The organism is Galbibacter sp. PAP.153 (genome assembly GCF_037029175.1).
In the GTDB taxonomy this organism is placed as follows: domain Bacteria; phylum Bacteroidota; class Bacteroidia; order Flavobacteriales; family Flavobacteriaceae; genus Galbibacter; species Galbibacter pacificus.
The window spans coordinates 13,834-32,597 of sequence record NZ_JAZEUN010000033.1 but is presented as its reverse complement, the minus strand read 5'-3'; the positions used below and the strand labels follow the sequence as shown (position 1 = coordinate 32,597).

Genomic DNA, 18,764 nt, shown 5'->3' with positions numbered 1-18,764 from the left:
CGGACTCGTTTTCACGAGCCCGCTTTTATCAACAATATGAAACAATTTTTGCCTTTATACAAAGGCCAATCTAACTAATTATTACATTTCCCAACCTTTGCGGTATTCCCTTGTAACAAATTGGTTGGCATCTTCAAGATTAGTAATCTTCATGTTTTCTCCGTCCCACAATAGTTTTTTTCTACCGTAAAACTCCTCGTTCCTGCCACTTTTTCTTTTCAGCATATAACTACGTATAGCTAAGTTCCCCATAAGTACGGTTTCTGTCATTGGTCCGGCATAATCAAACGAAGATGTCAAGCCTTTATGCTCTTTGCTTCCAAAACCAGCCTTACATGCATCTACCCATTTGCGTTGGTGACCGTATTCTGGCTCTGGCATATCCTCTACTTCGGGTCCAAATTCCGTAGTACCGTCGTTTAAGTATAATTTTGGCATCAATGGCGAACTATCGTTTATGTTTGTAGAAATAATACCCTTTTCACCATGGATAAGAACCCCGTTTGCACTTCCGGAACCTCCAATATCGCTATCGGCCGGAATAATATCTGGATGCGACGGGCGGATACCGCCATCGCTCCATGTCATAACAATAGGAGCTTTTGATCTCTCGGTTGCATCAAAATTCAACGTAATAAACGAAGACGGCGGACAACCCTTTGGATGGTAGTCCGGAGTCCACATTTGCGAATATACAGAACTTACGCTGCATTCGGCAGCCGTTGGGTACATAAGGTCTAGGGTCCTAAACGGAATATCGATAAGGTGACAGCCTACATCTCCTAATGCCCCTGTGCCATATTCCCACCAACCTCTCCAGTTGAACGGGTGTATGTTTGGAATATAAGGAGTTTCTTTTGATGGTCCTAACCAAAGATCCCAATGAAGCGCTTCGGGTTTTTTGCTTGGATCTGGTTTTGGCATGGCACCACCTTGAGGCCAAACGGGACGGTTGGTCCATACTTCTACCTTGGTAATGTTCCCTAGTTTGCCAGAATCTACCCATTTTTGAACCATATCCAATAATGGGTTTGACCCACCTTGGTTCCCCATTTGGGTTACTACTTTTTGATCTCTTGCCATTTGCGTAAGCATACGGGCTTCCCTAATATTGTGCGTCATGGGTTTTTGCACATATACGTGCTTATTTCTTTCCATTGCATATTTTGCTGCTGGCCCATGTACGTGATCTGGCGTAGAAATGGTCAGTGCATCGATATCTTTTTCTTTATCGAGCATCTCCCTAAAGTCTGCATACAATTTTGCTTTCGGAAACTTTTTAACGGTTTTGGCAGCCGACCCCGAAAAGTCAACATCACATAAAGCTACTACACGTTCGCGACCGTTTACAGAAGCATTCACGATGTCGCTGTGCCCTTTTCCTCCTGCACCAATTGCTGCTAGGTTTAATTGATCGCTAGGCGCAATAAAGCCTACGCCACCTAAAACATGCCGGGGAACAATCATGAATGATGAGGCCATAGCCCCAGTTTTAATGAAGTTTCTCCGAGATGCTATTTTAGAGGTGTTCTTTTTCTCGCTCATAATTTTAAAACTAGGTTTAAGTTAATTACGTTATTATTTACAATCCTAAAACGTTTTAGCATACTGCTATAAAATAAAGGCTTTCAAGCCATTTTTTTTGTTTTAGGTTTTAAAGATATAAAAATATAGGCTCGCTTTTAATATTTTAACAATAAAGTTAGTTTTTACTTTTATTAATTGGTTTGCATTAAAAGTCCGTGCAGCAGTCCTATTTTAAATGGAATGCCACACAAAAGCGAGCATCTTTTTATGGTTCGGTAAATTAACTGTTGGCAAACTCCTTTAAGCTGTTTACTACATAATCCAATTCTTCTTTTGTATTGTATTTTGAAAATGAAAAGCGAACCGAAGGCTTCTGTAGGTCTTCTTCACTTAAAATTTCGGTGAGTACGTGAGAACCGGTACTGCTTCCGCTTTGGCAGGCACTTCCTTTAGAGCAGGCAATACCCTTAATATCCAATTGAAACAATAGTAGCGCTCCTTTTTCAGCAGAAAAAGGTAAACAAACATTTACAAGGGTATAGGTGCTTTTATCGTTGGAAGCGCAATTCCCGTTAAATTTCACTCCGGGCAGGGCACTTTCTAACGACTCCATAAAATAGTTTTTCAAACCGGTTACATATGCACGTTCCTCGTCAAGATTTTCATAAGCCAAGACAAATGCTTCTTCAAGGCCAACAATGTTATGGAAAGGCTCGGTACCGGCCCTAAAGCCCCTTTCCTGCTCTCCCCCGTGTATTAATTGTTTTAAAGGGATGTTTTTTCTTATGTATGCAAAACCAATACCTTTTGGACCGTGAAATTTATGCGCGGCCGCGGTAAGAAAATCGACCTTTGTTTTTTGAAGGTCCCATTCCCAATGGCCAATAGACTGGACCGTATCTGAATGAAACAATGAATTATGTTCTTTACAAACATCGGCAAACGCATCGATATCAATCATATTACCAATTTCGTTGTTTACGTGCATTAGGCTCACCAATGTTTTAGCCTCGCTGTTTTTAAGGAGTTCTTCCAGGCTTTCCAAACTTGGCGTTCCGCAATTGTTCAAATCAACATACGAAACCTTCACCCCATACTCTTGTTCCAATTGCTCAACGGTATGCAGCACGGCATGATGCTCTATCTTTGAAGTTATAAGGTGCTTCACGCCCAAATCCCTAACAGCGCACCTCAGTATCATGTTATCGGCTTCTGTTCCGCCAGATGTGAAAATAATCTCAGACGGACTGGCATTAAGCTGCTTGGCAATAGTCTTCCGGGCCTTCTCGATTTGCGTTTTGGCCGATCGTCCAAAACTGTGGGTAGATGAGGGGTTCCCGTAACAATTTGCCAAAGCTTCCTGCATTTTGGCTATCACTTCTTCTCTTACCTGCGTAGTAGCAGCACTGTCTAAATAAACTTTTTGCATGGGCACAAAAGTACTTTTATTTAAAATTATTCGCAATAAATTTCGTTATAACTTAGTATGTTTTACATTTGCCTATCATTAATTTTTTTGAAATGAGAAAGATTTTCTTCTTTGCAGTATTAATTCTATGCGCCTCTTGTGATGACGGAGATATTGTTATAGACCCGCTTACCTTCGACAATACCGACATACAACCGGCGTGCGGCGATATTACCTTATTTAAGATTTCCGACAACAAAGAGGAAGCCCTTATAATGGAAATTAGCCCCAGTAGTAGTACCCCCCCTGTTTTTACAACGGTAGACACCCTTAATTTCACCATAAATAATGAGGCCAATAAGGTAGTATATAGAATTTTTGATGACGAAGTCAGCAATTCTTATTTCTGTCAGGACGTGCCACCAACTACGCCTTTGGCTACCGAGGAATGGTATGCTCCCAGCGGAACCATACAAATAATAACCACTGTTGAAGACGACGACCAAGATGGCGTGCCCACAAGCCAGGAGGGAGTTGTTTATAACGACGATGGCACCGTAAACCAAGAAGAATCCAGAGATACGGACGGCGATGGTTTTCCAGATTATATTGATAATGATGATGATGATGATAATATTTTAACTAGTGAAGAAATTGATTTTGACGACCAAAAGCAACTAATTTTAATTGACACAGATGGTGACGACACCCCGAACTATCTTGATGCAGACGATGATAACGATAATATTCCCACCATTGATGAAGACCTTAATGGCGATGGAAATCCTGCCAACGATACCACTGATATTGATGGGGAAACCATCCCTAATTATTTAACAACTGTAGCTGCCGTAGAAACAACCAATCATTTTGGCAGGAAAGCAAATAAATATCAACGCATCTATACCAGTGTTATTAAAATAATCAATGGTTTCCAGTTGGTAAACGAAGGTGACGAGGAAATTAAGTACGATGTAGACGAATATTATTTTGGTACGATTGAAACCCCGATATCACAAACAGAAAAACTGTAGTTATTAATTTAATTACGCATTTTGGTATACATATACTTCTGTTGCCCCTAAACCATAGGTTCGGTAATCTGCGTCGTAATAAGTAACATTGTCGTACCGGCCAAAAAGATATTCCAGTTCGGTTTTGAGTATCCCTTGCCCAACGCCGTGGATGAACACAATTTTTTGTATCCTGTTTTTCAATGCAAATTCCAATTGTCCTTTTGCGGTGTCAAGCTGTAAGTTCAACATGTCAAAACTGGTCATCCCCTTGGTAGAAGGCGTTAATTTTTCAATATGAAGGTCTACTTCCATTGGGGGAAGCACTTTTCCCATTTTCAGGGAACGCTTTTTACGTTTTTCCCCTTTTTGTTTTTCCCTGACCGCCTCAAAAACATCTGCATTTGTAACTTTTAAGGTGTCGTCCTTACGGATTTTTATCAATTCGTTGCTTGAAAATTTCAAATTAAAACCTTCTTTGGTAGTTACGGTTACCATATTATTATCGACCCCAATAATTTTACCCTGTATGGCATCGTCTATGGTTTCGACCAAATCGCCTTTTTGGAGTTTCATGCTAAAAATCTTTTAATTGATCGTCCAGGCTTTTGGTCTCTTCATTTTTGTCCTTTTTTGGGTTTTCCTTTACCCAGAGCCTTGTAGACCGGTAAAGACCGAACATAAGCAATATAAAACCAATTATTTTTAAGTACTTGTCATATTCCGAATTATCGTCAAAAATAAAAATCATTACAGCCCCGATAATTATACACAAAAAAGAGAATAACTTCATGCCTTCTATAAATTTAGTATTGTTTTTATTGACAAAAATAATACTTTGAAATGGGTTAGGTTTAAGAAGTTTTTAATAAGTTTACAATAGTTTTAAAGATATTACGCACTTTATGACAACATTTATGCTCATAAAAGCTGAGGAATATATGCTTCCCTGCTTAAATAAAAAGCTATTTGGCGTAGAATGCCTAGGCTGTGGAATACAGCGTTCGGTTGCTTTAATATTTCAAGGGGAGTTTATGGCGGCCTTTAAAATGTACCCTGCTATTTACACGCTTATATTACTTTTTATATACTTGGGCTTCAATAATTTTTATAAAATAAGATATGCCAATAAAATTTTAGTTTTTTTATTGGTTTTAAACTTTGCCATAATTGTTGGCAATTATATTTTAAAATTAACTAATCAATATTAATTATGGAACAACAAAAGTTACCAAACGTTACAGTTTCTTTGGTTTTAGGCATTATTTCTTTTATAGCATGTTGCTGTTCGAGCGGGATAGGAGGGTTATTATTTTCCGGAATCGCTTTTTATTTGGTTAAAAAAGATGAAAAGACCTATCAATTAAACCCTGAAAATTATTCGAATTACAAGCAATTAAAAACAGCTAAAACTGTTGCAATTGTCGGGCTAGTTCTATCCATTATAGCATTAATTATTGCTATTGTACAAATTGCCATGTATGGAGGCATTGATGGCTATTTGGAATATCAACAAGAAATGTTGGAACAGTATGGGATTGAATAGTAATAGTATTTTTAAATAACTCTTTTTAAACACCTGCTTTATGGCAGGTGTTTATTTTTTATCTATTTTGTAATTGCTAATGTTTAAAATAAAGTTTCCTGTTTTGGTAGCCTCTTTCCGCATTTTCTTTCTATCAACCTCTACATTTTTTGCCACATATTGAATGGGGAGTTTAATTTTTTCAATCTCAAAACTTACAATTACCTTATTGGGCAATATGGCCCCGGAAGTATTATAATTCATAAAGATTTTATAGGTTCCATTTTTTTTGGTGTTTATTTCAGAGACTTCTATGCGTTTTACATCTGTGTCTATCCATAAGGTCGCTATTGCAAAATCGGCTTTGTTGTTTGTTGGGATAATATTAATTTTTTTTAAAACAGTACCGTTCACTTCTTCCTTTCCCCTATCTACGGTTATAAACGGATTTTTAAAAAGCTCCTGCATGGACAAGTCCAGGCCTCGCTTGGGAACCATAACAAAATCATCGGACTCAAAGTTTACAGGGCTCCCTTTTTTATAGTGCATCTTGGCATACTTTGTTGGCATATTTATAAAACTAACGTCAACATTGAGCTCTAAATCGGCTGTAAATGCAATAATGCTGTCCAATCTTTCTTTAACAACCAACAGGTCACTATCTGCTTCTTGTGCATTCAACATAAAAGTCCCAAGGAAAAGACAGGTTATATATATTAATTTCCGCATTATTTTATATCGTTTTTATTAAAAATACCAACTCCCATAAACACAAATACAATAATGTACCCCATTAACAAAATATTGCTCCGATAAATTTCCTGCCAAGGGATATCTTGATAAAAAAGCAGTTGCCAGGCATTGTTCAACTTTGGGAAAAACCATTTATGATACCACACGCTATTAATTTCTACTTTCTGCAATACATTGCTTACAATTAAAAACAGAGCTGCAATTATCCATGTTTTTGTTGTTTCCTTCATTATAACGGCAATAGTCATGCTTGCAACAGAAAAGAAAACCATGGAAACGGTTCCCGATAAAAAAGCCATTTGTAGCCTATACTGGGCATCTGCCGAATTAAAAAAGTTCAATGTTCCAAGGTAAATTACCAAGTCTCCCTTTCCAAAAAAAACATAGGAAAATACAAAAGCCGTAAGTGCCGTAAGGAAAACCACTGAAATGGTAAAACCAATGGCCACTATATATTTAGACATAACAAACTTCCACTTTTCAATGGGCTGCAACATAATGGTTTGTAACGTATTGTCTTTATATTCTGAAGTGAGCATGCCAGAAACAACAATAATAAGAATTAGAGGCAAATGAAACCAAAACGTGTTCAGTATAAGATACACCAGCAAATTACCGTTAAGCAAGTTTCCTTCAAAATAAAAGGTATCCTTTAAATTGCTCAGTAAAATATCTATAATGGCGCTCCCTTGATAATATGCCGACACCAAAACCAAGAACTCAATAATTAAGATTGCTGTAATTGCATAAAATGTCTTGCTTTGTTTAAAAAGCTTATAAACTTCAGCTATTATTAAATCCTTCATAAGTCTGGGGTCTCAAAAAGTTGGTCGAAATCTATTTCGGGCACGCACGATGTTATAAAAATACCTTCTTCGTTTAATTGCTGAAGTATTTGCGGGATTTCTTCTTGAGAAATTTTTATCTGGGCACTATTTTTCTTTACTTCAGAAGCATATTTCTTTATAATTTTGGATTGGTATATACCTGAAGCATAAAGTGTATACAACGCTGTATTTTTAGCAATAAGCGTTTGTGTTTCACCATATCCGACTATGGCTCCTTTATTTATTACGTAGAGCACATCGCATATTTTAGAGAGCTCGTCAATAATATGCGATGAAATAATAACCCCTATTTTTTCCCGGGCTACCAAATCAATAATAAGTGTACGGATGGCCTTAATGCCAATGGGATCCAGACCAGAAAACGGTTCGTCCAGCAGTAGGCACTCTGGGTTGTTAAGCAAAGCTACCGCTATTCCCAAACGTTGTTTCATCCCCAGGGAAAAATTCTTTACGGGATCTTTTCTATCTATTGGCAACCCTACTTTTTGCAGACTCAAATCAATATCGGCCTCAGAAAAACCGAGTTTTTGCACTTTGGCAAATACCCTAAGGTTTTCTCTTGCGCTTAAATATTCATACATAGCGGGCTTTTCTATAATTCCGCCTAATGGTTTCTTTCTGGATGAATGGATGTGCACATTTCCGGAACTGGGTTTTATCAACCCAAAAAGAATCTTAAACAAGGTGCTCTTTCCGGCTCCGTTCTTACCCAACAACCCAACAATCTGTCCTGCCTTACATGATATTGAAACATCTTTTAAGACCTCAACATTTCTATAACGCTTGTAAAGCACTTCTGCGGTAATTATCATATAGAAGATTCTAATTGAATAGTATGAAAGTTAAATTTTGATTTATAATTTTTTTCCAAAAAAGTTCGTGACCAAAAACTCTTTTTAAATAAAAATACAGGGTCCCGCAACATAAAATATGGAATATAATGAAACCACCTTACGCCCCTAGATCTATAATAGTTTTTCAGCTCTTCTTTTATCCCCAATTCTTCTGCGGCTACTTCGGCAGCCATGCGTTGGCATTTGGAACTAATATAAGTTTCGGCTATCCGTTCATTAAAACCATACATAAAAAACTGGTCTTTTGCCCTTTTATAATTTTGGTACCGCGACCAGCCGTCCATCAATACTAAATAAATATGAACAAAAGAGAACATAAAGCACCAACCCCAAAAAAGCCCCCATAAAAAATAAGATTCATGATATGCCCTGTACAAAGCTTCCCAATATAGCCATGATTCCAACACAAAAAGTATTAACGAGAGGTACAATAATCTCCCCACCCTAAAATAAGAGACAAAAATACTAGGCTGTGGCGGAAGGCTTTTAGTAAACAAAATACATCGGTGTTTAGAGATATAAAAATAGCATTGTCCTTCCAAATATACCAATTATCATAAAGAACTGTTTTGATAAAGAAAGAATTTAAACACAAAATGTTAATAATTATCGAGGAAAACCTTATAAAAGTCTTAAATAACTGTGCTTTTTATACGAAACTTAAAATAGTTTGCATAAATCAAATTTTTATCTATATATTGTTTCAAACTATATGAGACCATGAAACCCAAATTTACAGCCTTTTATGGCCTGTTGTTTTTTTTAATAACTTTTGGCGTCTATCCCCAAGGATTAATGCCCAGCCCCGAGTTATCCTTAACTGAAAACAACAGTACTTCCATTGAAAGTTTTTTAAGCGATTATGTACAGTTCCCTTCCATTAGCGGTCACGAAAAGGAAGCCGGCGAATGGCTAAAAAGAGCATGTAAAGCCAACGGGCTATACATTAAACAAATGGGCGATAAGGATAGCGAGTATAATTTTACGGCCTCCATATACCCATTGTCTTCAAACCTGCCCAATATTGTTTTCTTAAATCATATAGATGTTGTTCCGGCCGGAGACTTAACCAAATGGAAAGAGCCTCCTTTTTCTGGAAAGATTACCACAAACGAAATCTGGGGACGAGGCGCTTTTGACAATAAAGGGAATGCCGTTATGCAACTGTTTAGCATTTTGGAAATTCAAAAAAAATATAACAACCAACAACTTCCGTTCAATATTACCTTTTTGGCAGTATCCTGCGAAGAAACGCAATGTCGCGGAGGTGCCGAGTATGTTATCAATCATTATTTAGATGAATTAAACCCAGAGCTTGTTATCGGCGAGGGACCACCGGCCATTTCCGGCGCCCTGTCCACAAGACCAGATCAAGTTATTTTCCCGATTTCGGTTGCGCACAAACGGGCACTTTGGATAAAATTAAAACTTAAAATAAATACTTCTGCACACGGTTCCGTTACCCCGATAAGGTATGCCAACAAAGAAATGGTAAAAGCACTGAACAACCTGCTCGACCAAAGGCAAAAAGCAATTTATACCGATTTAAACGTAAAAATGCTCAAAGAAATGGGGAAACTCGAAAAAGGCTTAACGGGGTTTGCCATGAAACACCCAAAACTCTTTAAAATGCTTGTTACCCCAAAACTTAGGGAACACCCGGAACTTTTTGCCCTGTTTTCAAATACCATAACCCTCACAAGCCTGGACAGTGAAAACGATGTGGTAAATGTAATCCCGAGCGAGGTTACTGCCTTACTGGATTGTCGCCTACTCCCCGAAGCCAATAAAGAAGAATTTCTTGAAGAAGTAAAAAAGAGACTTAAAAATGACGACATTGAAGTTTCTACTATTTATACAATGCCCGAAATGAAGTCTTCTGATGATAACAACATTTTTTACAAACATTTAAAAGATGCCATTGAAGAAAATTATCCAAAGGGAAAGGTAATTACCATTTTGCTTCCTAACACAAGTGATGCAGGTCTTTTTAGGGCCAAAGGGATTACCTCTTTTACCACGGTGCCCATAAATATCCCCAGAAAATATTTAGACAATATACATAGTGAAAACGAACGTATGCCACGCGGTGTTTTAACACAAGGTGCCAATACTTATGTAGACTTTTTAGAAAATTGCATTGAAGGGAATATTGTGCCCCCCCGACCAAAAGAATTAGATTCGTTATCAGCATTAAATACCAATAAATGACCAACCAACTATCCCGCATTATAACCATAGTTGTTATATGCCTTACCTCCAGTTTTGTTTCTGCACAAAATAAGTCAATCCCTTTATACCAAGGAAAAATACCAAACAGTACGGGAGCCCCAGAAGAAGAAATTCGTGAGAACAACGATATTTTGTTGATTTCCAATATTCAAAAGCCTGCTTTAGAAGTTTTTACACCCCCAAAACGCAACCGTAACGGAAAAGCTGTTATTATATGTCCCGGCGGTGGGTACCATTATCTGGCATACGATTGGGAAGGTACCGAAATTGCCAAATGGTTTAATAGTAAAGGAATTACCGCCTTTGTTCTAAAATATAGGCTCCCAATTGCCAAAACCGTTACCAATAAAAGCGAAGTCCCGCTAAGCGATGCCATCCAGGCTATTAAAATGGTACGTAAAAATGCAGAAACATGGAACATAAACCCAAACGATATTGGTATTATGGGATTTTCGGCCGGTGGCCATCTTGCCTCGACATTGGGCACACATTATAACATGGACTACAATATTAAAAACGACCCCTACAAAGATATTAGTGCCCGCCCTGATTTCATGATCCTTATTTACCCTGTAATTACCATGGAGGCCACATATACGCACAGAGGATCGCGCGAAGCTTTATTGGGAAAACAACCCACTGACGAAATTATCGATCTATATTCCAACGAAAAACAAATTACCAAAAACACGCCCCCAACATTCTTGTTGCATTGCGAAGACGACGATGTTGTCCCGGTAGAAAACAGCCTTAAGTTTTACAAAGCACTAAAAGAAAACAACGTTCCAGCCGAAATGCATTTGTATCCTAAAGGCGGACACGGTTTTGGATTGGCCTCCAATAATGCCCACCTGCAAACATGGACACAACGCCTTTACGAATGGCTTTGGTACATCGACCGGGAAAATAAGCAATAATTTAATTGTTACAAACCACTTATATAACTCCCATACGGATCTTTAAATTGATAACCTTCCGTAAAGCGGTGTTTGCTCAGTTTTTTATACGCCACCAGCCCCCATAGCAAAAATTCTTTTATAAAATAGCTGTCTTTTGCCTCGATATCGGGTTGGTATTCCAACAATAAGTTGGTCAACGGTTTAATTTGGTCCAATCCGTCCTTATATTCATTATCGGGAACATCGTCGAGCAATTCAAGTCCGCTTCCGTCAAAAAACCACTGCACTATTTCATCATAAGGGCTCGGGGCATTGGGCCTTTCCAGTTTTTCAATTTTCGGGAAATATTTCGGGAACATACTTTTAATGGCATCGTTTATAAGTTCTTGTGCCACAAAGGCTGCGCCTTCCTGTTCTCCTTCATATACCAATTCTACTTTTCCGGTAATGGAAGGGATTACGCCCATAAAATCGCTTAACCTAATACCGGTAGCATCTTCATTGTTCTTTAACATGCGCCTTTCGGCAGTGCTCATTAAGTTTTCGAAGGCCGTAATGCTCATCCTGGCGCTAATTCCGCTTTTATGGTCTATATATTCACTGTTTCTGGCCTCAAAAGCTATTTGTTCCAACAAATCGAAGACCAGTTCGGGCACATAAATGCTTTCTTTCTGAGATATTTCCAGTTTGGCCTCTTGTTTTGTTATTTTCTTGGCAATTTCTACCGTTTCTGGATAATGCGTTAAAATTTGCGAGCCAATCCGGTCTTTAAGGGGCGTAACAATGCTTCCCCTGTTGGTATAATCTTCAGGATTTGCCGTAAAAACAAATTGCATGTCCAATGGGAGCCTTAACTTAAAGCCGCGTATCTGTATGTCGCCTTCCTGAAGGATATTAAACAGGGCCACTTGTATGCGCGCCTGCAAATCGGGCAATTCGTTTATTACAAAGATGCTCCGGTTGGCCCTTGGGATCATTCCATAGTGGATTACGCGGTCGTCTGCATACGATAGCTTTAAATTTGCCGCCTTTATCGGGTCTACATCGCCTATTAAATCGGCTACGGTAACATCTGGCGTGGCCAGTTTCTCAAAAAAGCGTTCTTGGCGGTGTATCCAAACTATTGGGGTATCGTTGGCGTGTTCTTTTATAAGTTCCATGGCATATCTCGACAAGGGCTGCAATGGGTCGTCGTTTATTTCCGATCCCTTGACCACCGGGATCCATTCGTCCAGCAATGCTACCATTAACCTGGCCAAACGTGTCTTTGCCTGCCCCCTGAGCCCCAAAAAATTAATATTATGGCGGGAAAGTATTGCCCTTTCCAATTCTGGGATTACCGTATTCTCGTATCCGTGGATTCCTTCAAAGGTTGTTTCGTTTTTTTTAATCTTTTCAATTAAATTATCCCTTAACTCGTCTTTAATCGATTTTGACCGGTACCCCGATTCCTTTAATTGGCCCAGGGTCTTTATTTTTTCTATTTGCATGTACGTTTTTTATTGTTTATGGAGATTTTGGCCGTTTTATTGTTAATTACGGCACTGTTTTCCTAAATTTTCTATCTTTTTTTGCTATGGCGAACACAAATGGCTCCAAATGCATTTTTTACCGTATTCTTTTCTTCCTATTGTTCTCGTAGTCTTCAAAAATCATTTCGCCCAGGCCTTGCAGCCCTGTAAAGAATGCCTTTCCTTTATTGGCCTCGGTAAAATGGCGCACAAACTGCATTAGGTACGGATCTCTTGCAATCATAAATGTAGTAATGGGTATGTGCAATTTTCTGGCCTGCCGCGCCATATTGTAACACTTATCTACTATATAGGTGTCCAGCCCAACGCTGTTCATGTAATATTCTCCGTTTTGTTGCCTTATGCAGCTGGGTTTTCCATCGGTAATCATAAAAATCTGCTTATTGGTGTTCCTTTTCCTCCGCAGCATGTCCATGGCCAATTGCAATCCGGCCACGGTATTGGTATGGTAGGGCCCCACCTTTAAATAAGGCAGGTCTTTTATGGCAATGGGCCATGCATCGTTACCAAAAACCAAGATATCGAGCGTATCTTTCGGGTAGCGGGTGGTTATAAGCTCTGCCAGGGCCATTGCCACCTTTTTTGCAGGTGTAATGCGGTCTTCGCCATAAAGAATCATGCTATGGCTTATGTCTATCATCAATACGGTGCTCATTTGTGCCTTATGGTGGGTTTCCTCGACCACGAGGTCGCTTTCGTTCAGGATAAAGGAGTCCAGCCCGTGGTTTATTTGCGCATTTCGCATGCTCTCTGTCATGGATATGCGTTCCATGGCATCGCCAAAGCGGTATTCCCTAAAATCACCCGTATGTTCATCGCCCCGGCCAATATGTTTGGTACGGTGGTTCCCCGAGGTGCTTTTTTTAAGCTTTCCGAATATCTGGTCGAGCGCATGCTTCCTTATTAGCTGCTCGGTCTTTGCCGTAATGGAAAACTTCCCTTCGCCATCGCCATTTCCCCCGCCTTCCGGGTCTATTTCTTCTTGTATGTAGCCTTTTCGCTTTAAATCTTCAATAAAATCGTCTATGGTGTAATTTTCGTCGGTAAGGCTGTATTCTTTGTCCAGTTCGCGGAGCCAATCGATCGCTTCATCAAAATCGCCCGACGTATGTGTGATTAGTTCCTTAAAAATTTCGAATAATTTATCAAACGGAGATTGATCTGGAGCTTCGTACCTTGTAAAGACAAACCCTTTTCTTTTTGTTCTATTCATAGCACTATAAAATTAATCATTTTTACAGAAATGAAAAAGTTACAGTCTTGTTAAGGTTTAAACGGAAGAAAGTTTCTCTTTTTTTCTGAAAATGATACCACTTTTGCCCAATGATGCATCTTTAACGATTGATGCAGTAGCGTTTTCAGTTATGCTTCATCTTTTTTAGCAATATTCCACATTTTAGTACTCACCATTCATCTTTTTCAGCTTTACTACACATGTTAGTACGCATCACCCATCTTTTTCAGAAATATTACACATGTTAGTACGTATCATTCATCTTTTTCAACTTTATTATACATTCTTGCACCCAACATCCATTCTTTTCAACTTTTTTTCATCTTTTTCAACTTTATTACACATTTTTGCACCCAACATCCATTCTTTTCAACTTTTTTCCATCTTTTTCAACTTTATTGCACATTTTTGCACCCGACATCCATCTTTTTCAACTTTATTACACGTTTTAGTACTCATCATCTATTCTTTTCAGAAATATTATACATCTCGGCACGCATCTTCCATCTTTTTTAGAAATATTCAGTATTTACATACCGATGTTGCGCTTGTTTTTTATGCTTATAAAGGAAAAATGTATTTGATTGCTTTTAACTGAAACTCCTAAACTAAATATGTTGCAATCAAACTAAAAATTATATTTTTGCGGCATGGCAAGAAAGAATAAAAGACAGTTTTTTGAGGAAGTAGAAGTGATAGACGCAGGCGCTAAAGGAAAAGGGGTTGCCAAGGCACCCGATGGCAGGGTTATCTTTCTTCCATATGCGGTACCCGGCGATGTGGTTGCGGTACAGACCTTTAAAAAACGAAAAGCCTATTTTGAAGGGAAAATAACCGAGGTCCTTACGCCTTCGCCCAAAAGAACGACGCCCGAATGCGAACATTTTGGGGTTTGCGGCGGCTGTAAATGGCAAAACATGGGTTACCAGCACCAATTGTTCTACAAACAACGCGAGGTGGAGAACAATTTAAAGCGTATTGGCAAGGTGGAGCTGCCTACGTTTATACCAATTTTAGGATCGGAGCAGCATTATTTTTACCGGAATAAAATGGAGTTCTCTTTTTCCAACAACAGATGGCTTACACAGGATGAAATAGATAGCGAGAGGGACCTGGGCGACAAAAATGCCCTGGGATTCCATATCCCGGGGATGTGGGACAAGATATTGGACATAAAAAAGTGCCACTTGCAGGAAGATCCGTCTAATGCAATCCGCCTGGCGGTAAAACATTATGCGGTACAGAACGGTTTTGAGTTTTTTGATACAAGAAACCAAAGCGGACTCTTGCGAACGCTTATGTTGCGCACCTCGTCTACAGGTGAGATTATGGTACTCCTTCAATTTTTTGATGACGATAGGGAAAAAAGGGAGTCTTTGCTGGATTTTTTAAAGGAAGAATTCCCGCAGATTACCTCTCTTCAATATGTGGTTAACCAAAAGCCAAACGATACTATTTACGATCAGGAAGTGGTTTGCTATGCTGGCCGGGACCATATTTTTGAGGAAATGGAAGGCCTGAAGTTTAAAATAAACGCAAAGTCTTTTTACCAAACAAATTCTAAACAGGCATACCAATTGTACAAAATAACCCGCGACTTTGCCGGGCTAACGGGTAACGAACTAGTATACGACCTCTATACCGGCACGGGCACCATTGCCCAGTTTGTTGCCAAAAAAGCAAAGAAGGTCGTAGGCGTAGAAGCCGTTCCCGAAGCCATTGAAGATGCCAAGGTAAATGCACAATTAAACGGCATAGACAACGTTACCTTTTACGCAGGCGACATGAAAGAGGTCTTTAACAAAGATTTTATCAATGCCAACGGGAAACCCGATGTTATTATTACAGACCCGCCACGCGACGGGATGCACAAAGACGTGGTTGAACAAATATTGAACATTGCGCCAAAAAAAGTAGTTTACGTAAGTTGCAACAGCGCCACACAAGCAAGGGACCTCGCCCTTATGGACGGCAAATACAAGGTAACCCGGGTACAACCTGTTGACATGTTCCCGCAAACGCACCATGTGGAAAATGTTGTACTTTTGGAGAAAAGATAAAAAAATCGGTTTAATTAAATTCGTTTGATATTGGGCAAAGCCTTATATTGGAACTGAAATAACAAAAATGAGAAAAGTATTAGCCTTATTTTTTATACTGGCCATTGGCGCTGCCATATTTTCGGCCTGTGAAAAAGACGATATATGTCCGCCAGAGACACAAACCACTCCGATTTTAACAGTTGGTTTTTACAATTTAATCAACCAAGATGCCAACAAAACAGTTCCAAGCTTACGCGTTATAGGTATCAACAAAGACAGTACCGATAGGGATACCCTAAATACATTTCTGGACAGGACGAGCAAGACCGAAATAGAAATCCCTTTAATGACCTCTGAAAATTCCAGCACTTTTATATTAATCTACAACTCCAAAGACAGGATAGATACCCTGGAAAACGGCGATATAAATGTTGTTGAAACAGGAAATAGGGATACCATACAATTTAATTACAGCAGAAAAGAACGTTTTGTATCCAGAGGGTGCGGCTATGCGGTAACCATAACGGAGCTAGAGGCCGTTTTAAACCCAAAATATAAAGATACCGTACAAAATCCAGGCGAATGGATACGTTCTATATTTGTTCAGGACAAGAATTTACAAGATCAAGACACAGTACATGTTAAAATATACCACTAGTATTATATTGTTTTTATGTTTTCTTAGCGGCTATTCGCAAGAAGAAACAATTGCGGTAGACAGCACAGCTACAGACAGTACTGCCGTTGTACAGGTTGAAACCGATAGCACCGTATACAAACCGCGTTATGGTTTGAGAGTTGGAATAGACTTAAGCAAACCCATCCGTTCTTTTATAGATGAAGACTACAAAGGGCTAGAATTGGTGGCAGATTTTAGAGTTTCGTACAATTTTTATGCTGCAGCAGAACTTGGAAACGAAGAAAAAACCACGCAAGAAGACAATTTTAACTTTACCAGTAAAGGAAGCTATGTAAAATTAGGGTTCGATTGGAATACTTACGATAACTGGTACGGAATGGAGAACATTATTAACGTTGGGGTGCGTTTTGGGCTAAGTGCTTTTAGCCAGACCCTAAACGAGTACCAAATCTACACTAAAAACCAATACTGGGGCGAAATACAGGACGGGATTACCGGTACCAACATGCTCGGGGAATACAGCGGACTGAACGCACAATGGGTGGAAGTGGTTTTTGGAATTAAAGTAGAGATTTTCAAGAACTTGTTCATGGGAGGCAGTGTTCGCCTTAATTATCTAATAAACCAAACAGAAGCCAACCAATTACCTAACTTGTTTATCCCCGGTTTTAACAAAGTAACCGACGGAAGTAAATTTGGCGTAGGTTATAATTATACACTTTCTTATTTGATACCAATTTTTAAGGGCAAAAAACCGAGCAAAAAAACAGAAGTGCAAAGCAACGAAGAATAAATATTAGTTAATATTTCTAAATCCCTTTAAAAATATCCATTTCATCTTTATTTGTTCTTTTCCATTTTCGTTGACCACGGCAAATTTTGGTGCCAGCACACTTGCCACAACAGCTGCAATAAGCACCAACACAATATGGTTAACAGGGAAAAGATAAAGCAAGGTAAAGCGTAAGATTAAAAAAATGCCCACAAACCCTATTAGGTTATAAAGCAATGCTTTTGTTTTTGGTTTCATATTCTCTTTTGCTTATTTATTAAATTTAGCTTTCTTGCTTCCTTCATATATTTCGTACTTCAACAGTTTGCTTTCCAGCTTTCCGTTAAACAGTTTAATTCTTCGTGAAGGCCGCAGCCCCACATTTTTTATGGCTTCCATGTTCGAGGTTATAAACCAAGCATGGGTATTTGGATAGCTTTGTTTTAATGTGTCGCCTATTTGAGCATAAAATTCCTCCATGTTAATGGCCAGCCTTTCCCCGTAAGGTGGGTTAAAGACCATGTGCAATTTTCCTTCGGTTTCTTTTTCGGACTCAAAGAAATCTTTTTGTTCAATCGTGATATACTCGCCAAGATTGGCATTTTTCACATTGTCTGTTGCTTTTCTTACTGCCGAAGGAGCCTTATCAAATCCGTATATTTTATGATGGAATTCCCGTGTTTTATTCAAACTGCTTTCCATTATTTTTTCAAAGAGATCTTCATCGTAATCGCGCCATTTTTCAAAGGAAAATTCTTTCCTGTTTATGTTTGCCGGGATGTTACAGGCAATCATGGCCGCTTCTATGGGCAATGTACCGCTACCGCACATGGGGTCCAAAAAATCGGTTTGCCCGTCCCAACCGCTAAGCAGCAACATTCCCGCGGCAAGTACTTCGTTTATGGGCGCAATATTGGTTGCTGTTTTATAACCCCGTTGGTGAAGCGACTGCCCAGAGCTGTCCAACGAAACTGTACAAAAATCTTTTTGGATGTGTATGTTGATACGCAAATCGGGGTACTTAAGGTCTACATTGGGCCGTTTGCCTTCTGTATTCCTAAATTTATCGGCAATTGCATCCTTTGTTTTTAGAGCGATAAAAAGAGAATGGTTAAATTTTTCGGAGTGTACCGTGGCATCAATGGCAAATGTATTGTGGTATGTCATGTATGCTGTCCAATCCATCTTATATATATGATCGTAAAGGTCCTGCTCGCTCCTTACCCTAAAACCATGGATGGGCTTTAATATTTTTATTGCCGTCCGCAAGCAAAGGTTCGCCTTGTACATAAAACCCTTATCACCTTCAAAAGAAACATTTCTAATGCCCTTTTCAACATTGATGGCACCTAGGTTTTTAAGTTCCTTTTCAAGTATTTCCTCAAAACCAAACATGGTCTTGGCAACCATTTTAAAATTATTAGACATCTACCAGCTGTTTTAAAACGCAAAAATACGTTAATTTAGTTCCCTGAAACAATAAAT

General features: G+C 38.9%; 20 protein-coding genes. 8 read left to right on the top strand and 12 right to left on the bottom strand.

Going from position 1 to position 18,764, the window contains the following annotated elements:
- Window positions 1–81: 81 nt before the first annotated feature.
- Both UXI14_RS16885 and UXI14_RS16880 read right to left on the bottom strand, forming a co-directional pair.
- Window positions 82–1,545 (bottom strand): Gfo/Idh/MocA family oxidoreductase, encoded by a 1,464-nt coding sequence (locus UXI14_RS16885; RefSeq protein ID WP_335967156.1) that lies wholly within the window; start codon window positions 1,543–1,545, stop codon window positions 82–84.
- A gap of 262 nt (window positions 1,546–1,807) precedes the next feature.
- Complete coding sequence (locus UXI14_RS16880; RefSeq protein ID WP_335967155.1) at window positions 1,808–2,956, bottom strand: cysteine desulfurase family protein; 1,149 nt, start codon at window positions 2,954–2,956, stop codon at window positions 1,808–1,810.
- A 92-nt stretch (window positions 2,957–3,048) separates the two neighbouring features.
- Between UXI14_RS16880 and UXI14_RS16875 the strand changes: the two genes are divergently transcribed.
- Window positions 3,049–3,969 carry a hypothetical protein gene (locus UXI14_RS16875; RefSeq protein ID WP_335967154.1) on the top strand — a complete coding sequence of 307 codons (921 nt, stop codon included), beginning with the start codon at window positions 3,049–3,051 and terminating at the stop codon, window positions 3,967–3,969.
- Between the two features lie 12 nt (window positions 3,970–3,981).
- Here UXI14_RS16875 and UXI14_RS16870 read toward each other — a convergent pair whose 3' ends face one another.
- Complete coding sequence (locus tag UXI14_RS16870; protein ID WP_335967153.1) at window positions 3,982–4,524, bottom strand: DNA mismatch repair protein MutS; 543 nt, start codon at window positions 4,522–4,524, stop codon at window positions 3,982–3,984.
- Between the two features lies 1 nt (window position 4,525).
- Window positions 4,526–4,741, bottom strand: a complete 216-nt coding sequence (locus UXI14_RS16865; protein ID WP_277900617.1) for a hypothetical protein — start codon at window positions 4,739–4,741, stop codon at window positions 4,526–4,528.
- 112 nt (window positions 4,742–4,853) lie between these two features.
- Between UXI14_RS16865 and UXI14_RS16860 the strand changes: the two genes are divergently transcribed.
- Together UXI14_RS16860 and UXI14_RS16855 are read left to right on the top strand one after the other, a co-directional pair.
- Window positions 4,854–5,159, top strand: coding sequence for a DUF2752 domain-containing protein (locus UXI14_RS16860; protein WP_277900616.1), 306 nt, complete (start codon window positions 4,854–4,856; stop codon window positions 5,157–5,159).
- A 2-nt stretch (window positions 5,160–5,161) separates the two neighbouring features.
- Window positions 5,162–5,494, top strand: coding sequence for a CCC motif membrane protein (locus tag UXI14_RS16855; RefSeq protein ID WP_277900615.1), 333 nt, complete (start codon window positions 5,162–5,164; stop codon window positions 5,492–5,494).
- Window positions 5,495–5,545: 51 nt separating this feature from the next.
- On the opposite strand, the gene UXI14_RS16850 is transcribed toward UXI14_RS16855, so the two are convergent.
- The 4 genes from UXI14_RS16850 to UXI14_RS16835 are packed head-to-tail and all read right to left on the bottom strand — an operon-like array spanning window position 5,546 to window position 8,425.
- Window positions 5,546–6,202 (bottom strand): hypothetical protein, encoded by a 657-nt coding sequence (locus UXI14_RS16850; RefSeq protein WP_277900614.1) that lies wholly within the window; start codon window positions 6,200–6,202, stop codon window positions 5,546–5,548.
- Window positions 6,202–7,032, bottom strand: coding sequence for an ABC transporter permease (locus UXI14_RS16845; protein WP_277900613.1), 831 nt, complete (start codon window positions 7,030–7,032; stop codon window positions 6,202–6,204). The genes UXI14_RS16850 and UXI14_RS16845 overlap by 1 nt, the downstream gene beginning before the upstream one ends.
- The gene (locus UXI14_RS16840; RefSeq protein WP_335967152.1) at window positions 7,029–7,886 is read right to left on the bottom strand and encodes an ABC transporter ATP-binding protein; all 858 of its coding nucleotides are present in this window, start codon (window positions 7,884–7,886) and stop codon (window positions 7,029–7,031) included. Before UXI14_RS16840 ends, UXI14_RS16845 begins: the two co-directional genes overlap by 4 nt.
- On the bottom strand, window positions 7,883–8,425 hold the full coding sequence (locus tag UXI14_RS16835; RefSeq protein ID WP_335967151.1) for a hypothetical protein: 543 nt from the start codon (window positions 8,423–8,425) through the stop codon (window positions 7,883–7,885). The genes UXI14_RS16840 and UXI14_RS16835 overlap by 4 nt, the downstream gene beginning before the upstream one ends.
- Before the next feature lie 223 nt (window positions 8,426–8,648).
- On the opposite strand from UXI14_RS16835, the gene UXI14_RS16830 reads away from it, so the two are divergent.
- Together UXI14_RS16830 and UXI14_RS16825 are read left to right on the top strand one after the other, a co-directional pair.
- A complete protein-coding gene (locus tag UXI14_RS16830; protein ID WP_335967150.1) occupies window positions 8,649–10,139 on the top strand; it encodes a M20/M25/M40 family metallo-hydrolase in 1,491 nt (496 codons plus the stop codon).
- Window positions 10,136–11,077 carry an alpha/beta hydrolase gene (locus tag UXI14_RS16825; protein ID WP_335967149.1) on the top strand — a complete coding sequence of 314 codons (942 nt, stop codon included), beginning with the start codon at window positions 10,136–10,138 and terminating at the stop codon, window positions 11,075–11,077. Before UXI14_RS16830 ends, UXI14_RS16825 begins: the two co-directional genes overlap by 4 nt.
- A gap of 8 nt (window positions 11,078–11,085) precedes the next feature.
- On the opposite strand, the gene UXI14_RS16820 is transcribed toward UXI14_RS16825, so the two are convergent.
- Both UXI14_RS16820 and UXI14_RS16815 read right to left on the bottom strand, forming a co-directional pair.
- Window positions 11,086–12,549, bottom strand: a complete 1,464-nt coding sequence (locus UXI14_RS16820; RefSeq protein WP_335967148.1) for a magnesium chelatase — start codon at window positions 12,547–12,549, stop codon at window positions 11,086–11,088.
- 118 nt (window positions 12,550–12,667) lie between these two features.
- A complete protein-coding gene (locus tag UXI14_RS16815; RefSeq protein WP_277900607.1) occupies window positions 12,668–13,804 on the bottom strand; it encodes a VWA domain-containing protein in 1,137 nt (378 codons plus the stop codon).
- Between the two features lie 671 nt (window positions 13,805–14,475).
- Here UXI14_RS16815 and rlmD point away from each other — a divergent pair.
- From rlmD to UXI14_RS16800, 3 genes are all read left to right on the top strand, one after another.
- Complete coding sequence (gene rlmD / locus UXI14_RS16810; RefSeq protein ID WP_335967147.1) at window positions 14,476–15,885, top strand: 23S rRNA (uracil(1939)-C(5))-methyltransferase RlmD; 1,410 nt, start codon at window positions 14,476–14,478, stop codon at window positions 15,883–15,885.
- Between the two features lie 67 nt (window positions 15,886–15,952).
- Complete coding sequence (locus UXI14_RS16805) at window positions 15,953–16,525, top strand: DUF6452 family protein (protein WP_335967146.1); 573 nt, start codon at window positions 15,953–15,955, stop codon at window positions 16,523–16,525.
- Window positions 16,506–17,300: a DUF6048 family protein gene (locus UXI14_RS16800; RefSeq protein ID WP_277900604.1), complete on the top strand. Its 795-nt coding sequence runs from the start codon at window positions 16,506–16,508 to the stop codon at window positions 17,298–17,300. The genes UXI14_RS16805 and UXI14_RS16800 overlap by 20 nt, the downstream gene beginning before the upstream one ends.
- Window positions 17,301–17,303: 3 nt before the next feature.
- Here UXI14_RS16800 and UXI14_RS16795 read toward each other — a convergent pair whose 3' ends face one another.
- Together UXI14_RS16795 and UXI14_RS16790 are read right to left on the bottom strand one after the other, a co-directional pair.
- Window positions 17,304–17,537, bottom strand: a complete 234-nt coding sequence (locus UXI14_RS16795; RefSeq protein WP_277900603.1) for a hypothetical protein — start codon at window positions 17,535–17,537, stop codon at window positions 17,304–17,306.
- 12 nt (window positions 17,538–17,549) lie between these two features.
- Window positions 17,550–18,707 (bottom strand): THUMP domain-containing protein, encoded by a 1,158-nt coding sequence (locus tag UXI14_RS16790; protein WP_335967145.1) that lies wholly within the window; start codon window positions 18,705–18,707, stop codon window positions 17,550–17,552.
- Window positions 18,708–18,764: the final 57 nt, after the last annotated feature.

Excerpts from the sequence above, each read along its gene's own strand:
- UXI14_RS16885 (WP_335967156.1), bottom strand. The coding sequence starts at position 1,545 with ATGAGCGAGAAAAAGAACACCTCTAAAATAGCATCTCGGAGAAACTTC.
- UXI14_RS16880 (WP_335967155.1), bottom strand. The coding sequence starts at position 2,956 with ATGCAAAAAGTTTATTTAGACAGTGCTGCTACTACGCAGGTAAGAGAA.
- UXI14_RS16875 (WP_335967154.1), top strand. The coding sequence starts at position 3,049 with ATGAGAAAGATTTTCTTCTTTGCAGTATTAATTCTATGCGCCTCTTGT.
- UXI14_RS16870 (WP_335967153.1), bottom strand. The coding sequence starts at position 4,524 with ATGAAACTCCAAAAAGGCGATTTGGTCGAAACCATAGACGATGCCATA.
- UXI14_RS16865 (WP_277900617.1), bottom strand. The coding sequence starts at position 4,741 with ATGAAGTTATTCTCTTTTTTGTGTATAATTATCGGGGCTGTAATGATT.
- UXI14_RS16860 (WP_277900616.1), top strand. The coding sequence starts at position 4,854 with ATGACAACATTTATGCTCATAAAAGCTGAGGAATATATGCTTCCCTGC.
- UXI14_RS16855 (WP_277900615.1), top strand. The coding sequence starts at position 5,162 with ATGGAACAACAAAAGTTACCAAACGTTACAGTTTCTTTGGTTTTAGGC.
- UXI14_RS16850 (WP_277900614.1), bottom strand. The coding sequence starts at position 6,202 with ATGCGGAAATTAATATATATAACCTGTCTTTTCCTTGGGACTTTTATG.
- UXI14_RS16845 (WP_277900613.1), bottom strand. The coding sequence starts at position 7,032 with ATGAAGGATTTAATAATAGCTGAAGTTTATAAGCTTTTTAAACAAAGC.
- UXI14_RS16840 (WP_335967152.1), bottom strand. The coding sequence starts at position 7,886 with ATGATAATTACCGCAGAAGTGCTTTACAAGCGTTATAGAAATGTTGAG.
- UXI14_RS16830 (WP_335967150.1), top strand. The coding sequence starts at position 8,649 with ATGAAACCCAAATTTACAGCCTTTTATGGCCTGTTGTTTTTTTTAATA.
- UXI14_RS16825 (WP_335967149.1), top strand. The coding sequence starts at position 10,136 with ATGACCAACCAACTATCCCGCATTATAACCATAGTTGTTATATGCCTT.
- UXI14_RS16820 (WP_335967148.1), bottom strand. The coding sequence starts at position 12,549 with ATGCAAATAGAAAAAATAAAGACCCTGGGCCAATTAAAGGAATCGGGG.
- UXI14_RS16815 (WP_277900607.1), bottom strand. The coding sequence starts at position 13,804 with ATGAATAGAACAAAAAGAAAAGGGTTTGTCTTTACAAGGTACGAAGCT.
- rlmD (WP_335967147.1), top strand. The coding sequence starts at position 14,476 with ATGGCAAGAAAGAATAAAAGACAGTTTTTTGAGGAAGTAGAAGTGATA.
- UXI14_RS16805 (WP_335967146.1), top strand. The coding sequence starts at position 15,953 with ATGAGAAAAGTATTAGCCTTATTTTTTATACTGGCCATTGGCGCTGCC.
- UXI14_RS16800 (WP_277900604.1), top strand. The coding sequence starts at position 16,506 with ATGTTAAAATATACCACTAGTATTATATTGTTTTTATGTTTTCTTAGC.
- UXI14_RS16795 (WP_277900603.1), bottom strand. The coding sequence starts at position 17,537 with ATGAAACCAAAAACAAAAGCATTGCTTTATAACCTAATAGGGTTTGTG.
- UXI14_RS16790 (WP_335967145.1), bottom strand. The coding sequence starts at position 18,707 with ATGTCTAATAATTTTAAAATGGTTGCCAAGACCATGTTTGGTTTTGAG.